This is a genomic window from Pseudomonas borbori (assembly GCF_900115555.1).
GTDB lineage: Bacteria > Pseudomonadota > Gammaproteobacteria > Pseudomonadales > Pseudomonadaceae > Aquipseudomonas > Aquipseudomonas borbori.
Genome location: NZ_FOWX01000022.1, coordinates 16,088 through 30,934, shown reverse-complemented (window position 1 = coordinate 30,934; position 14,847 = coordinate 16,088). Strand labels below are relative to the sequence as shown.

Below are 14,847 nucleotides of genomic sequence, written 5' to 3'. Positions count from 1 at the left end.
TCATGCAGCCATTGTCCCGCCTCGCCAGCGCCCTGCTCTTCAGCGCCGCCGGTCTGTTCAGTCTCGCGGTACATGCCGAACAGGCCCGCTACAACCAGATCGCCCTGCGCGCCGAGGTCAATCAGGAAATCGCCCACGACCTGATGCACGTCACCCTCTACAGCGAGGCGCAAGACAGCGACCCGGCCGCCCTCGCCGCGCAGATCAGCAAGACCCTCAATGCCAGCCTGGCCCAGGCACGTCAGGTCAAAGGCGTCAGCGTGGCCATGGGCAGCCGGCACAGCTACCCGGTCTACGACGAGAAGGGCCAGCGGATCAGCGCCTGGCGCGAGCGTGCCGAACTGCGCCTGGAAAGCGCCGACTTCAGCGCCCTGTCCAAGCTCACCGGCGAGATGCTGCAACAGCTGAAAATGGGCTCGATGAGCTTCAGCATTGCCGACGCCACGCGCAAGACCCACGAGGACGCCCTGCTCAAGGAGGCCGTGGCGGCGTTCAAGGCCCGCGCGCAACTGGCCACCGACGCCCTGGGCGGCAGCGGCTACAAGCTGGTCAACCTGAACCTGAACAGCGGCGGCTTCCAGCCGCCAATGCCGATGCGCATGGAGGCCATGAAAGGCGCGGCGATGATGGATGCGGCGGTGACGCCGGACATCGAAGCCGGTACCAGCCAGGTGACGATCAATGCCGATGGCGTGATCGAAGTGCAGATACCCTGAGTCAGGCTCTGAAAGCAGGCAGCGCCGTTGTCGCCAGATAGCGGCGCATTGCCAGCTTTATCCGCGAAAATTACTTGAATGCGACAGTCACGTACAACTCGCCCGCAGTTGCTACGCTGAATGCGTCATGCCCCTTGCCTGCGGCACATGCCGTGCATAGTTTCATCCGAGGTCTCCACAAGAGTCCCCTCACGCGAATAACCACAATAATCAATGAGGTCACTATGCGTAAAAACGCCTTCATCCAGGCTTTTGTCGTTGCCGGGCTGATTGCCAGCACCCCGCTGGCTATGGCCGCCAGCAACCTGGTGTTCTGTTCCGAAGGCAGCCCGGCCGGGTTCGACCCGGGGCTGTACACCACCGGCACCGACTTCGATGCCTCCGCGGAAACCGTGTTCAACCGTCTGACCCAGTTCGAGCGCGGCGGCACCGCGGTCATCCCCGGCCTCGCGGAAAAATGGGACATCGCCGCAGATGGCCTGAGCTACACCTTCCATCTGCGCCCCGGCGTCAAGTTCCACTCGACCTCCTACTTCACGCCAAGCCGCACCTTCAACGCCGACGACGTGCTGTTCACCTTCCAGCGCATGCTCGACAAGGACCACCCGTTCCGCAAGGCCTACCCCAGCGAATTCCCCTATTTTACCGACATGGGCATGGACGCCAATATCGCCAAGCTGGAGAAGCTCGACGAGCTGACCGTCAGGTTCACCCTCAACCAGGTGGACGCCGCCTTTATCCAGAACCTGGCGATGAGCTTCGCCTCGATCCACTCGGCCGAATACGCCGGGCAGTTGCTCGCGGCCGGCAAGGCCGCCGAGATCAACCAGAAGCCGATCGGCACCGGCCCCTTCGTGTTCAAGCGCTACCAGAAAGACTCGCAGATCCGCTTCAAGGGCAACCCCGATTACTGGAACCCGGACGAGGTCAAGCTCGACAACCTGATCTTCGCCATCAACACCGATGCCTCGGTGCGCATGCAGAAGCTCAGGGCCGGCGAATGCCATGTCACCCTGTTCCCACGGCCGGCCGACCTCGAGGCGCTGAACAACGACCCGAACATCCAGATGCCGTCGCAGCCCGGCTTCAACGATGGCTATATCGCCTACAACGTCAGGCACAAGCCGCTCGACCAGCTCGCCGTGCGCCAGGCTCTGGACATGGCGGTGAACAAGCAGGCGATCATCGATGCGGTCTACCAGAGCGCCGGCCAGCTGGCGGTCAACGGCATGCCGCCGACCCAGTGGTCGTATAACGACAGCATCAAGGACGCCGCCTACGACCCGGAGAAAGCCAGGCAGCTGCTCAAGGCCGCCGGCATCAAAGAAGGCACCGAGATCACCCTGTGGGCCATGCCGGTGCAGCGCCCGTACAACCCCAACGCCAAGCTGATGGCCGAGATGCTGCAAGCCGACTGGGGCAAGATCGGCCTCAAGGTGAAGATCGTCAGCTACGAATGGGGCGAGTACCTCAAGCGCACCAAGGCCGGCGAACACGACGCCATGCTGATCGGCTGGAGCGGCGACAACGGCGACCCGGACAACTGGCTGGGCACCCTCTACGGCTGCGATGCGGTGGACGGCAACAACTTCTCCAAGTGGTGCGATGCCGAGTACGACAAGCTGATCAAGGCGGCCAAGCGCACCACCGACGTGGCCGAGCGCACCAAGCTGTACCAGCAGGCCCAGGTGATTCTCAAGCGCGAAGTGCCGATCACCCCGATCGCCCACTCCACCGTGTACCAACCGATGCGCACCAGCGTAAAGGACTTCAAGATCAGTCCCTTCGCGCTCAACGCCTTCTACGGGGTAAGCGTCGAGTAGTCCGCCCCGAGTGAACACCCGGGCCGGTTATCCGCCGGACCGGGTTCCGTGCCAGCCGTGGCCTATCCGGCCACGCCTGCTTCGCACCGCCGTAGTTTGGGAACAGCAACGATGTCCAATGCCCTGCGTCCGTTTCTCCGCCTGCTGCTCTGTGGCGCCCTTGCCGCGGCCAGCCAGGTTTATGCCGCTGGCGCCCGCCTGGTGGTATGCAGCGAGGCCAGCCCGGAAGGCTTCGACATCGTCCAGTACACCGCGGCGACCACCGCCGATGCCACGGCGGAAACCGTCTTCGAGCGCCTGGTCGGCTTCGCCCCCGGCAGCACCGCGCTGATCCCCGCGCTGGCCGAGCGCTGGCAGGTCAGCGCCGATGGCCTCAGCTACACCTTTCACCTGCGTCAGGGGGTCAAGTTCCACCGCACCGCCTGGTTCACCCCGAGCCGCGAGCTGAATGCCGATGACGTGCTCTGGAGCTTCCAGCGCCAGCTCGACCCGCAGCACCCCTGGCACCAGCTGTCCGTGCGCGGCTTCCCCTATGCCGAAGCCATGGCCATAGCGCAGTTGATCGAACGCATCGACAAGCTCGGCGAGCACCGCGTGCGCTTCGTCCTCAAGCACCCCGAAGCGCCCTTCCTGGCCAATCTGGCCATGGGCTTCGCCTCGATCTATTCCGCCGAGTACGCCGGGCAACTGCTCGCCCAGGGCAAGAGCGAACAGCTCAACCGCCTGCCGGTCGGCACCGGGCCCTTGGTCTTCGAGCGCTACGCCAAGGACGCCCAGGTGCGTTTTCGCGGCAACCCGGAGCACTGGGCCGGCGCGCCGGCGCTCGAACGGCTGATTTTCGCCATCACCCCCGAGCCCAATGTGCGCCAGCAGCGGCTCAAGGCCGGCGACTGCCAGATCGCCCTGTACCCGCGCCCGGTGGACATCCCCACGCTCAAGGCCGACCCAGCGCTGCGGGTGCTGGAGCTGGACTCGCTGCTGGTCGCCTATATCGGCATCAACACCCGCCACCCACCGCTGGACGATGTGCGCGTGCGTCAGGCGCTCAACCTGGCCTTCGATAAAAGCGCCTACATTCGCGCGCAATATGGCCCAGGCGGCGCCAGCCCGGCCGTGGCGCCCTACCCGCCGACGCTCTGGGGCCACGACCCCGCGCTGTCCGGCTGGCCTCATGATCTCGCGCGGGCCAGGCAGCTGCTGGCCGAGGCCGGGCATGCCGACGGCTTCGAACTGGCGATCTGGACCCGCCCCGGCGGCGGCCCGACCAACCCCAACCCGGGAATCGGCGCGCAGATGCTCCAGGCCGACCTGGCCGCCATCGGCATCCGCGCCGAGATCCGCGTGTTCGAGTGGGGCGAGCTGATCAAGCGGGCGAAGAACGGCGAACACGATCTGGTGTTCATGGGCTGGGCCGGCGACAACGGCGACCCGGACAACTTCCTCACGCCCAACCTGTCCTGCGCCGCCGCCCAGTCCGGCGAGAACCAGGCCGGCTGGTGCCACGCCGAATTCGACGCCCTGATCGCCCGGGCCCGCCAGCTGCCGGACCAGGCGCAACGCGCCGCACTCTATCGCCGGGCGCTGGCGATCTTCCACGAACAGGCGCCCTGGATCCCCCTGGCCCACCCCAAACAGTTCAGCGCCCTGCGCCGGGACGTGCAGGGGTTCGTCCTCAGCCCCATGGGCTCGAACAATTTCTCCAGGGTGAGACGAGAACCGTAGGAGCGGGCCATGCCCGCGATAGCCGTTCGCGGGCATGGAACTAGGCGCCCCCCCGCCCCTACAACAGAAAAAACCAATCGATGGCCCATGCAGCCGCCGAGCAGATGAACCTGATGTGGAGTACTGAATCACTATGTTGTCTTTTATCGCCAGACGTCTGGGGCTGCTGATCCCCACCTTTTTCGGCGTCACCCTGCTGACCTTCGCCCTGATCCGCATGATCCCCGGCGACCCGGTGGAGGTGATGATGGGCGAACGCCGGGTCGACCCGATCATGCACGCCGAGGCCATGGAGCGCCTGGGCCTGAACAAGCCGCTGTACGCCCAGTACCTCGACTACATCGGCCAACTGGCCCGGGGCGATCTGGGCGAATCGCTGCGCACCCGCGAAAGCGTGTGGAGCGAATTCCTCACCCTGTTCCCGGCGACCGTCGAACTGGCCCTGGCCGCCCTGCTGTTCGCCGGCAGCCTCGGTCTGATCGCCGGGGTGGTGGCCGCGCTCAAGCGTGGCTCGCTGTTCGACCACGGGGTGATGGGCATTTCCCTGGCCGGCTATTCCATGCCGATCTTCTGGTGGGGCCTGCTGCTGATCATGTTCTTCTCGGTGGGCCTCGGCTGGACGCCGGTGTCCGGACGCATCGACCTGCTCTACGACATCGAGCCGGTGACCGGCTTCATGCTGATCGACAGCCTGCTCAGCGGTGAAGAGGGCGCCTTCCTCGACGCCCTGCGCCACCTGATCCTGCCGGCCATCGTGCTCGGCACCATTCCGCTGGCGGTGATCGCCCGCATGACCCGCTCGGCGATGCTCGAGGTGCTGCGTGAGGACTATGTGCGCACCGCCCGCGCCAAGGGCCTGTCGCCGGCGCGGGTGGTGTTCGTGCATGGTCTGCGCAACGCGCTGATCCCGGTGCTCACGGTGTTCGGCCTGCAGGTCGGCGCCCTGCTCGCCGGCGCGGTGCTGACCGAGACCATCTTCTCCTGGCCGGGCATCGGCAAATGGCTGATCGAGTCGATCGGCGCGCGTGATTACCCGGTGGTGCAGAACGGCATCCTGCTGATCGCCTGCCTGGTGATCCTGGTCAACTTCGTGGTGGACATCCTCTACGGCCTGGCCAACCCACGCATTCGCCATCAGAAGTAAGGAAGGCGCCATGAATCGACAACTTGTAGGGTGCGCTGTGCGCACCAATGCCAACGGTAAACACCTGGTGCGCACGGCGCACCCTACCGTGAAGAAGGTGCGCCCATGACCGCTGCCACCGCCCTCGACCAGGCCCTGCTCTATCCCTCGCCGCTGCAGGAGTTCTGGCAAGCCTTCGCCCACAACAAGGGCGCGCTCGCCGGCCTGCTTTTCATGATCGTGCTGGTGCTCTGCGCGCTGTTCGCCCCCTGGCTGGCGCCGTTCGATCCCAGCGAGCAATTCCGCGAGTTCATGCTGACCCCGCCGGCCTGGCTGGCGGGCGGCCAGTGGCAGTTCCTCCTCGGCACCGACGAGCTGGGCCGCGACCTGCTCTCGCGGCTGATTCACGGTGCGCGCCTGTCGCTGCTGATCGGCCTGGCCTCGGTCGTGCTGTCGCTGCTCCCCGGCATCCTGCTGGGCCTCATCGCCGGTTTCTTCCCGCGCCTGCTCGGCCCCGGCATCATGCGCCTGATGGACATCATGCTGGCCCTGCCGTCCTTGCTCCTGGCGGTGGCCATAGTCGCGATCCTCGGCCCCGGCCTGATCAACACCATCTTCGCCATCGCCATCGTTTCGCTGCCGGCCTATGTACGCCTGACCCGCGCCGCGGTGATGGGCGAACTGAACCGCGACTACGTCACCGCCGCGCGCCTGGCCGGCGCCAGCCTGCCGCGTCTGATGCTGGTCACGGTGCTGCCCAACTGCATGGCGCCGCTGATCGTGCAGGCCACCCTGAGCTTTTCCGCGGCGATCCTCGACGCCGCCGCCCTGGGCTTCCTCGGCCTCGGCGTGCAACCGCCGACTCCCGAGTGGGGCACCATGCTGGCCTCGGCGCGCGACTACATCGAGCGCGCCTGGTGGGTGGTCACCCTGCCCGGCCTGACCATCCTGCTCAGCGTGCTGGCGATCAACCTGATGGGCGACGGCCTGCGCGACGCGCTCGACCCGAAGCTGAAGAATGCCGTGTGAGGAGGCCCCGCATGCACAACCATCCGTTGGTGCGCACGGCGCACCCTACGCCCGTCGCGACCCCACTATCCCGTAGGGTGCGCCGTGCGCACCAGTGCTCCGTAGGGTGGATGACACCCTTTTCATCCACCATGAGCGCACCACGGTGGACGGGTGAAGCGTCGTCCACCCTACGCAAAAGAACGGCCAATCAGGCACCAAGCTACCTGCTGGAGACCGCCCGATGAGCCTGCTGGATATCCGTAATCTCTCCGTGCGCTTCGGCGACGCCAACGCCGTGCCGGTGGTCGATGGCCTCGATCTCAGCGTCGACAAGGGCGAGGTGCTGGCCATCGTCGGCGAGTCCGGCTCGGGCAAATCGGTGACCATGCTGGCGCTGATGGGCCTGATCGACCCACCCGGCGTGGTCAGCGCCGACAGCCTGCAGTTCGACGGCACCGACATGCTGCGCCTCAAGGGCCGCCAGCGCCGGCGCATCGTCGGCAAGGACCTGGCGATGATCTTCCAGGACCCGATGACCGCCCTCAATCCCAGCTACACCGTGGGTTTCCAGATCGAGGAAGTCCTCCGTCAGCACCTCGGCCTCAAGGGCAAGGCCGCGCGCCGGCGTGCCCTGCAACTGCTCGAACGGGTCGAGATCCCCGCCGCCGAGAGTCGCCTCGACGCCTACCCGCACCAGCTCTCCGGCGGCATGAGCCAGCGCGTGGCGATCGCCATGGCGATCGCCGCCGAGCCCAAACTGCTGATCGCCGACGAACCGACCACCGCGCTGGACGTGACCATCCAGGCGCAGATCATGGAGCTGCTGCTCGACCTGCAACGCGAGCAGGACATGGGCCTGGTGCTGATCACCCACGACCTCGCCGTGGTCGCCGAGACCGCCCAGCGGGTCTGCGTGATGTACGCCGGCCAGGCGGTCGAAGTCGGCGTGGTGCCCGGCCTGTTCGAGGCACCGGCGCACCCCTACACCGAGGCGCTGCTCAAGGCGATTCCCGAACACAGCCTGGGCGCCCGGCGCCTGGCCACCCTGCCCGGCATCGTGCCCGGACGCTTCGACCGCCCGCACGGCTGCCTGCTCGCGCCGCGCTGCCCCTACGCGCAAAGCAACTGCCAGGCGCAGCGGCCGACGCTGGAGCCGCAGGTCCGCGGCGCGGTGCGCTGCTTCTATCCATTGAATCAGGAGGTCACATGATGGCTGCCAGTGCGAGCGCCACCAGCGTGCTCAGCGCCCGCGAGCTGACCCGCCACTACGCCGTGTCCCGCGGCCTGTTCAAGCCCCACGCCATGGTGCAGGCCCTCAACGGCGTGTCCTTCGAGCTGCAGGCCGGCAAGACCCTGGCCGTGGTCGGCGAATCCGGCTGCGGCAAATCCACCCTGGCGCGCGCCCTGACCCTGATCGAGCAACCCTCCTCCGGCTCGCTGCAGATCGCCGGCCAGGAAGTCACAGGCGCCAACAAGGCCCAGCGCAAACAACTGCGCCGCGACGTGCAGATGGTCTTTCAGAACCCCTACGCCTCGCTCAACCCGCGGCAGAAGATCGGCGACCAGTTGGCCGAACCGCTGCTGATCAACACGCCGCTGTCCAGCCTCGAACGGCGCGAGCGGGTGCAGGCGATGATGCAGCAGGTCGGTCTGCGCCCCGAGCACTACCAGCGCTACCCGCACATGTTCTCCGGCGGCCAGCGCCAGCGCGTGGCCCTGGCCCGGGCGATGATGCTCAACCCCAAGGTGCTGGTGGCGGACGAACCGACCTCGGCCCTGGACGTGTCGATCCAGGCCCAGGTGCTCAACCTGTTCATGGACCTGCAGGAGCAGTTCAACACCGCCTACGTGTTCATCTCGCACAACCTCTCGGTGGTGCGCCATGTCGCCGACGAGGTGCTGGTGATGTACCTCGGCCGTCCAGTCGAGATGGGCGCGAAAGACCTGATCTACCGCCGCCCGATGCACCCCTATACCCAGGCGCTGCTCTCCGCCACGCCGACCCTCCACCCCGATCCGAGCAAGCCGAAGATCAAGATCGTCGGCGAATTGCCCAACCCGCTGGCGCCGCCCAGCGGCTGCGCCTTCCACCAGCGCTGCCCCTTTGCGACCGAGCGCTGCAGCGTGGAACTGCCGCAACTGCGCCTGCTCGATGCGCGCCAGGTGGCTTGTCACCATGCGGAGCGGATCAACGGCTAAGGACGATTTCACGGCCAATAACTAGGCGTCCCCGCCGCTCCCACAGAGAGCGACAGTCGTTGGGTTAGCGGCGGCTGCATTTCCGAGCACGTCACAGATTCGAGGCGCGGCGTAACCCAACAGGGCGTCAGCAGGTACGCCGCAATGATGGGTTACGCCGCGCCGAAAATGCAGTCTTGCCGGACATTGCCTGGGCGGCTAACCCATCCTACGGTTACTGGCACCCCCCCCGTAGGAGCGGGGGCGACGCCCAGTCCCATGCCCGCGAAAAACGGTCGCGGCAGGGTCAGGATCAACGCCCGAAGAACCGATAGAACTTGCGCAGCTCGGCCTGGGCCTCGCCGATGTCGACCGGGCTGAAATGCAGCTCGTGGTGCGGCGGGCACTGGGCCAGACGGGCAAGGTCGAGCGGGTGCAGCCAGCCGAGGATGGGGTAGCCGCCCATGGTCTGGTGATCGGCCTGGAGGATGATCGGCTGACCGTCGGGCGGCAGCTGGATCGCCCCGCGGCCGACGCCTTGCGACCACTGCCGCGTGGGTGCAAGCAGCGGCTCGCCGAGCAGGCGCGCGCCCATGCGGTCGGACTGCGGGCTGAGCTGCCAGGTCTGGGCGAAAAAGGCCTGCAACTGCTCGGGCGCGCAGCTTGCCGCATCGCCGCCGCCGATCACCCGCAAACGGGCCGCAGCCCGGTAGTCCGGCTGGTAGGGCCAGGGCACGCTCTGCGCCCGGGGCAACTGCGCCGCCAGGCAGGACAGCAGATCGCCGGCACGCAACGGCTCGCCGGTGCCCCGCAAGCCGCCCAGGCCTTCGCGCAGCTGGCTGCTGACGCTGCCCAGCTGCGGCGGCACGCGAAAGCCGCCGGCCACCGCCAGGTAGGCGCGCTGGCCGCTGCGGGCGTAACCCAGCTTGAGACGCTGGCCGGCGCGCAAGGGAAAACGCGACCAGGGTGGCAGCGGCGCACCATCGAGCGTCGCCGCGACCTGGGCGCCGGTCAGCGCCAGCCAGGTGTCCAGTTCGCCCTGCAGCTCGAGATAACCCAGGGCGATCTCCAGCAACGGCGTGCCCCAGGGGTTGTCCAGCAGGCGATTGGCCCAGGCCGCGGCGTGCAGGTCCAGCGGCCCGGACGGCGACACGCCGAGGTGCTGCCAGCCATGCCGACCGCCATCCTGCAACAGGCTCTGCGGTCCTGGCTTGAGCACCCGCAGCCCGCTCATAACGGCCCGCCTTCGGCGCGGAAGGTCTGCTCGTCGACCGCCACGAAACGCACCCGATCGCCCAGCAGCAACGGGCATGGCGGCTCGCGGCGGACATCGAACAGGCGCCAGGGGCACAGGCCAAGCAGGTGCCAGCCACCGGGCGAGGCCTGCGGATAGACCGCGGTCTGCCGCTCGGCGATGGCCAGGCTGCCGGCCGGCACCCGCGTGCGTGGCGTGCTGCGTCGCGCCAGGGCCAGGCGCTCGGGCAGCTCGCCCAAATAGGCGAACCCCGGGGCGAAACCGATGGCGCCGACCCGGTACTCGCTGGCGCTGTGCAGCTCGATCACCTGTTCGATGCTGAGTCGGCACAGGCGCGCCACCTCGGCCAGGTCGGCGCCGGCATACCAGATCGGGATCTGGTGCCGGCGTCCGCTCTCGGCCGGCAAGGGCTCGGCCAGCCAACGCGGCAGCAAGGGGCTCAGACGCTCGATTAGTTTCCGGTGATCGATGCGGGTCAGGTCGTAGTGCAGCAGCAGGCTGGTCCAACCCGGCACCAGATCACGCAGCAGCGGCCCCAGTTCGGCACGCATGCGCTCGGCCAGCAGGGCGATGCGCAACGGCAACTGCGCGTCGGGCTGCTCGGCCAGCACCAGCAAGAGCGCTTCGGCGCCGGCCGGTTCGAAACGCATCAGCTGGCATCCAGCAGCGCCCGCAAGCGCCGCAGCACGGCCAGCGACTCGGCGTTGTCGCCATGCACGCAGAGGCTGTCGGCACAGAGTTGCAGCGGCTTGCCGTCGATATCGGCAAAGGCCTCGCCCTGAGCGATGGCCAGGCCCTGGTCGAGGATCCGCTGCGGATCGCGGTGCAGCGCATCGGCCAGGCGCCGCGGCGCCAGTTGGCCGTCGGCCAGGTAGGCGCGGTCGGCGAAGGCCTCGAAGATCAGCGGCACGTCGGCGGCATCGGCAAACTCCAGCTCGCGGCGGTTGTCCAGCAGGGCCAGGACCATCAGCGGCAAGCCCTTGCGGTAGCTGGCACAGGCATCCAGCACTGCCGCGAGCAGGGCATCGTCGCGCACCAGGTCGTTGTACAAGGCGCCATGCGGCTTGACGTAGGCCACCTGGGTACCGGCGGCGCGGCAGAAGGCATCCAGGGCACCGAGCTGATAGAGCACCTGGGCGGTGACCTCCTCCGGCGAGCAGGCCAGATGGCGGCGGCCGAAGCCGACCAGGTCGGGGTAGGCGGGATGCGCACCGATGCTCACCCCATGCTGCACCGCCAGGGCGACGGTGCGTTGCATGGTCAGCGGGTCGGCGGCGTGAAAGCCGCAGGCCAGGTTGGCCTGATCGACCAGGGGCATGGCCAGGGCATCGTCGCCCATGCTCCAGGCTCCGAAGCTCTCGCCCATATCGCAATTCAGCAGGATTCGTCTGTTCATGGGCACAAGCTTAGAGCCGCATCGCCGTGGCGTGAAGCCCGGGCCATGTATGCGTGCTCCATAGGCCTGTTGGAGACGCGCCAGCTCCGGGCTATTCAGGCTGTTGCCCTGCGTGCGCTGTGTGCACCAGTTACAACGGGCGCTGCAGCGGACAGCCGGTGCGCACGGCGCACCCTACCGACAAACGGCGCGAGCCTCGACTGCGTAGCGTCTCAATACACATCGCGGCGGTAACGTCCCTGCTCGACCAACTCGGCCACGGCCGCTTCGCCCAGCACTTCATGCAGCACCCGGTCGACGCCGCCGGCCATGCCCTCCAGACTGCCGCACACGTAGATCGCCGCGCCCTCGGCCAGCCACCCGCGCAGCTGCTCGGCGGCTTCGCCCAGGCGGTCCTGCACGTAAACTTTGCCCGTCTGGTCGCGGGAGAAGGCCAGGTCCAGGCGCGCCAGCTCGCCACTGGCCAGCCAGCCCTGCAGTTCATCCCGACAATAGAAGTCATGGGCGGCATTCCGCTCGCCGAACAGCAGCCAGTTGCGCCTGTGGCCGGCGGCGATGCGCGCCTTGAGCAGGCTGCGCAGGCCGGCCAGACCGGTGCCGTTGCCGATCAGGATCAGCGGTCGCTCGTCCTCGGGGGCATGGAAGGCACTGTTGCGCCGCACCCGCGCCAGCAGCTGGCCGCACGGCGACGCGTGCTCGGTCAGCCAGCCGGAGCCGAGACCGAGCGCGCCATCGCTGCGCCGCTCCTGGCGCACGATCAACTGCAGCAGGCCGTCGCTGGGCAGGGAGGCGATGGAGTAGTCGCGCGGCGCCAAGGGGGCCAGGGCCTCGAGCAGGGCCTGGGCGTGCAAGCCGAGCAAATGGGTGAAGCTCTCCGGCAGTTGCCGGCTCGCCAGCGCCTGAGCCAAGGATTGGCCTATGCCGTCGAGGTGCACCGGCTGCTCGCCGTCCAGGCCGAAGCGCTGCAACCAGGCCCGCACCACCGCGTCGGCCTGGCGCGGCAGCACCTGCAGAATATCGCCGGCCAGCCAGTTGTCGGCCGGCTCGCCGCGCAGGCCGAGCAGGTAGGTGGGCGCGCCCTGGCTGCCGGGGTTGAGCAGCTCGCGCTGGTGCAGGGTCCACAGGCCATAGGCGTTGCCCGTAACCGTCGTCGCCTGGACGCCGGTCAGTTGGCTGAGCTGACGCTGCCAGTCCGCCAGGGCCAGCGCATCGCCGGCATCCACTTGCACCGGCGCGAACAGGCTGCGCGCGCCCTGCCGGCCCAGCCAGCCGTGCAGGCGCTCGGCGAAGCCGCAGAACTGCGCGTACTGGCGGTCGCCGAGGGCGAGCATGGCATAGCGCAGGTGCGCCAGGCCCAGGGCCTGGCCGAGCAGTTGGCGCTCGAAACCGCGGGCGCTGTCCGGCGCCTCGCCGTCGCCGAAGGTGCTGACCACGAACAGTGCATGCTGCGCCTCGCTCAGGGTCTGCCGGTCGACCCGGCCGAGCGGCTCGACCCTGACGCCATGGCCCGCCGCCTGCATCTGCCCGGCGGCCTGCCAGGCCAGCTGTTCGGCGAAACCACTCTGGCTGGCGAAGCCGATCAGCCAGTCGCGTGCCCCCGCCCCTGCGGGCAACAAGGCCTTGCGCGCGGCCAGCACCGCGCGCTTGTTGCGCCGGCGGTCGAGGTACAGCAACCAGCCGGTGATGGCGAACAGCGGCACGCTCAGGCTGGCCAGGAACATCAGGATGCGCCCGGCCAGGCCGAAGTAGCTGCCGACATGCAGGGCGTAGACGCTGGCCAGCAGCCGATCGCCGAACGCCTGTTGGTCATAGCGCTTATGCCAGCCCGGCGCGCCGCTCAACGGATCGAGCGCCAGCTGGTTGAACGCGCGCTCGTGCGCTGCGTCGTCACGCATATAAAACACCGTGGCCGGCTGACCGGCCGCAGCCGGCAGGCGCAGACTGTAGCCAGTCAGCTGTGGGCCGGCGGCCTGCTGCAAGCCGGCCCAGAGCGCCGCATGGTTCACCACCGGTACCGCCTCGGCGGAAGGCCGAGCGGCGCGATTGCGCTGCTGGCCGGCCGGTTCGCTGCTGAGCAGCGCGGTCAGGCCTTCGCGGTACCAGTCGTAGGACCAATACAGCCCGGTCAATGCCGCACACAGGTAGAACGCCAGGCACCAGGTACCGGCCACTGCGTGCAGATCCCAGTTGAACGCACGGCCGCGCTTGGCCCAGTCCAGGCTTAGCCAGACGCGCCAGCTCAAAGCCTTGCGCGGCCAACGCAGGTACAGGCCGGAGAGGCAGAAGAAAATCAGCGCCAGGGTGCTGGCGGCGGTGATCTGCTTGCCGGTTTCGCCCAGGGCGAGAAAACGGTGCAGCTCCAGCATCAGGTCGAAAAAGCCCTGCCCGCGCGGCTCGCCGAGCAGCTCGCCGCTGTAGGGGTCGAAGTAGCGCACCTCGCCGCGGCGCTCGCCCGGCGGCGGCGCGAACATCACCCGCCCGGGCACATCGGCGGCGGCTTCCACGCTCAGGCGTACGACCCGCTGCTGGCTGGCCGCCTCGATCTTCGGCAGCAGCACATCCGCCGCCAATACCCCGCCGTCACCCACCTCGACCCGCAGCACCTCGGGATTCAGCGCACGCAACAGCTCGCCCTGGAACGAATAGGCCGCGCCGGTCAGGCCCATCAGGGCCAGAACCAGGCCGGCGCTAATGCCGAACAACCAATGCAGCTGGAACAGGATTTTCTTGAACACGAAGGGGTACCTGACAGAAGCGACGACCACCGCGGCTGTCACTGCGGGGCGATTCTATTTGAGAACTACTTGCATCGGAGCCAGGATCGCCGGCTTTTACCTTTTATTTACATCACAGGTGCACGTGCCGATCGCGGGCATGGCCCGCTCCTACGCTAGACATCGGCCCAGCGCCGCAACAGGTTGTGGTAGACCCCGGTCAGCTGCACGCTGCTGGCGTGGCCGGCGCCCAGCTCGCGGTTAAGCTGCTGGATGCTGCTGTCGAGGTCGAACAGCAGGGTGCGCTGACCGTCGTCGCGGACCATGCTCTGCAGCCAGAAGAACGAGCAGACCCGCGCACCGCGGGTGACCGGATTGACCCGGTGCAGGCTGGTCGACGGGTAGAGGATCAGGTCGCCGGCCGGCAGCTTGACGCTGTGCGCGCCATAGGTGTCCTCGACCATCAGCTCGCCGCCGTCGTATTCGTCGGGGTTGGTGAAGAACAGCGTGGCCGACAGGTCGGTGCGGACCTTCTCGCCGGTCACGCGCACCTCGCGCACCGCGTTGTCCACGTGCAGGCCGAACGACTGGCCGCCCTGGTAGCAGTTGAACAGCGGCGGGAACACCTTGTTCGGCAGGGCCGCGGAAATGAACAGCGGATTGCGGCTCAACGCGGCGAGGATCAGCTCGCCCATGGCCTGGGCTTCGGGGCAGTCCTGGGGCAGCTGCAGGTTGTCCTTGGCCATGGCCGACTGGAAACCGGCGGTGGCCTTGCCGTCGACCCACTGCGCCTGCTGGAGTAACTGGCGGCACTCGGCGACCTGCTCGGGGCTGAGGACCTGGGGAATATGTAGCATCATCTTGACGAATCTCCGGATACGCCAAAGCCCCGCGCGATGGGCGGGGCCT

General features: G+C 67.7%; 12 protein-coding genes. 7 read left to right on the top strand and 5 right to left on the bottom strand.

Annotation, left to right across the window (positions count from 1 at the left end; all coding sequences use genetic code 11):
- Positions 1-2: 2 nt before the first annotated feature.
- The 7 genes from BM315_RS16040 (at position 3) to BM315_RS16010 (ending at position 8,594) form a co-directional block, all read left to right on the top strand.
- Positions 3-716, top strand: a complete 714-nt coding sequence (locus tag BM315_RS16040; RefSeq protein WP_090502763.1) for an SIMPL domain-containing protein — start codon at positions 3-5, stop codon at positions 714-716.
- 224 nt (positions 717-940) lie between these two features.
- Positions 941-2,539 (top strand): ABC transporter substrate-binding protein, encoded by a 1,599-nt coding sequence (locus BM315_RS16035; protein ID WP_090502761.1) that lies wholly within the window; start codon positions 941-943, stop codon positions 2,537-2,539.
- A 111-nt stretch (positions 2,540-2,650) separates the two neighbouring features.
- Positions 2,651-4,261, top strand: coding sequence for an ABC transporter substrate-binding protein (locus tag BM315_RS16030; protein WP_090502759.1), 1,611 nt, complete (start codon positions 2,651-2,653; stop codon positions 4,259-4,261).
- 133 nt (positions 4,262-4,394) lie between these two features.
- The gene (locus tag BM315_RS16025; protein ID WP_090502757.1) at positions 4,395-5,405 is read left to right on the top strand and encodes an ABC transporter permease subunit; all 1,011 of its coding nucleotides are present in this window, start codon (positions 4,395-4,397) and stop codon (positions 5,403-5,405) included.
- Between the two features lie 105 nt (positions 5,406-5,510).
- Positions 5,511-6,413 (top strand): ABC transporter permease subunit, encoded by a 903-nt coding sequence (locus BM315_RS16020; protein WP_090502755.1) that lies wholly within the window; start codon positions 5,511-5,513, stop codon positions 6,411-6,413.
- A 223-nt stretch (positions 6,414-6,636) separates the two neighbouring features.
- On the top strand, positions 6,637-7,605 hold the full coding sequence (locus BM315_RS16015; RefSeq protein WP_090502753.1) for an ABC transporter ATP-binding protein: 969 nt from the start codon (positions 6,637-6,639) through the stop codon (positions 7,603-7,605).
- The gene (locus BM315_RS16010; protein ID WP_090502751.1) at positions 7,605-8,594 is read left to right on the top strand and encodes a peptide ABC transporter ATP-binding protein; all 990 of its coding nucleotides are present in this window, start codon (positions 7,605-7,607) and stop codon (positions 8,592-8,594) included. Before BM315_RS16015 ends, BM315_RS16010 begins: the two co-directional genes overlap by 1 nt.
- A 292-nt stretch (positions 8,595-8,886) precedes the next feature.
- On the opposite strand, the gene BM315_RS16005 is transcribed toward BM315_RS16010, so the two are convergent.
- The 5 genes from BM315_RS16005 to BM315_RS15985 form a co-directional block, all read right to left on the bottom strand.
- Positions 8,887-9,807, bottom strand: coding sequence for a 5-oxoprolinase subunit C family protein (locus tag BM315_RS16005; protein ID WP_090502749.1), 921 nt, complete (start codon positions 9,805-9,807; stop codon positions 8,887-8,889).
- On the bottom strand, positions 9,804-10,481 hold the full coding sequence (gene pxpB / locus BM315_RS16000; RefSeq protein ID WP_090502884.1) for a 5-oxoprolinase subunit PxpB: 678 nt from the start codon (positions 10,479-10,481) through the stop codon (positions 9,804-9,806). Before pxpB ends, BM315_RS16005 begins: the two co-directional genes overlap by 4 nt.
- Positions 10,478-11,224 (bottom strand): 5-oxoprolinase subunit PxpA, encoded by a 747-nt coding sequence (locus BM315_RS15995; protein WP_090502747.1) that lies wholly within the window; start codon positions 11,222-11,224, stop codon positions 10,478-10,480. The genes pxpB and BM315_RS15995 overlap by 4 nt, the downstream gene beginning before the upstream one ends.
- A gap of 212 nt (positions 11,225-11,436) precedes the next feature.
- Positions 11,437-13,959, bottom strand: a complete 2,523-nt coding sequence (locus BM315_RS15990; protein ID WP_090502745.1) for a PepSY domain-containing protein — start codon at positions 13,957-13,959, stop codon at positions 11,437-11,439.
- A 155-nt stretch (positions 13,960-14,114) separates the two neighbouring features.
- Entirely contained in the window at positions 14,115-14,798 is a 684-nt protein-coding gene (locus tag BM315_RS15985) for a Fe2+-dependent dioxygenase (RefSeq protein WP_090502742.1), read from the bottom strand.
- Positions 14,799-14,847 lie beyond the last annotated feature (49 nt).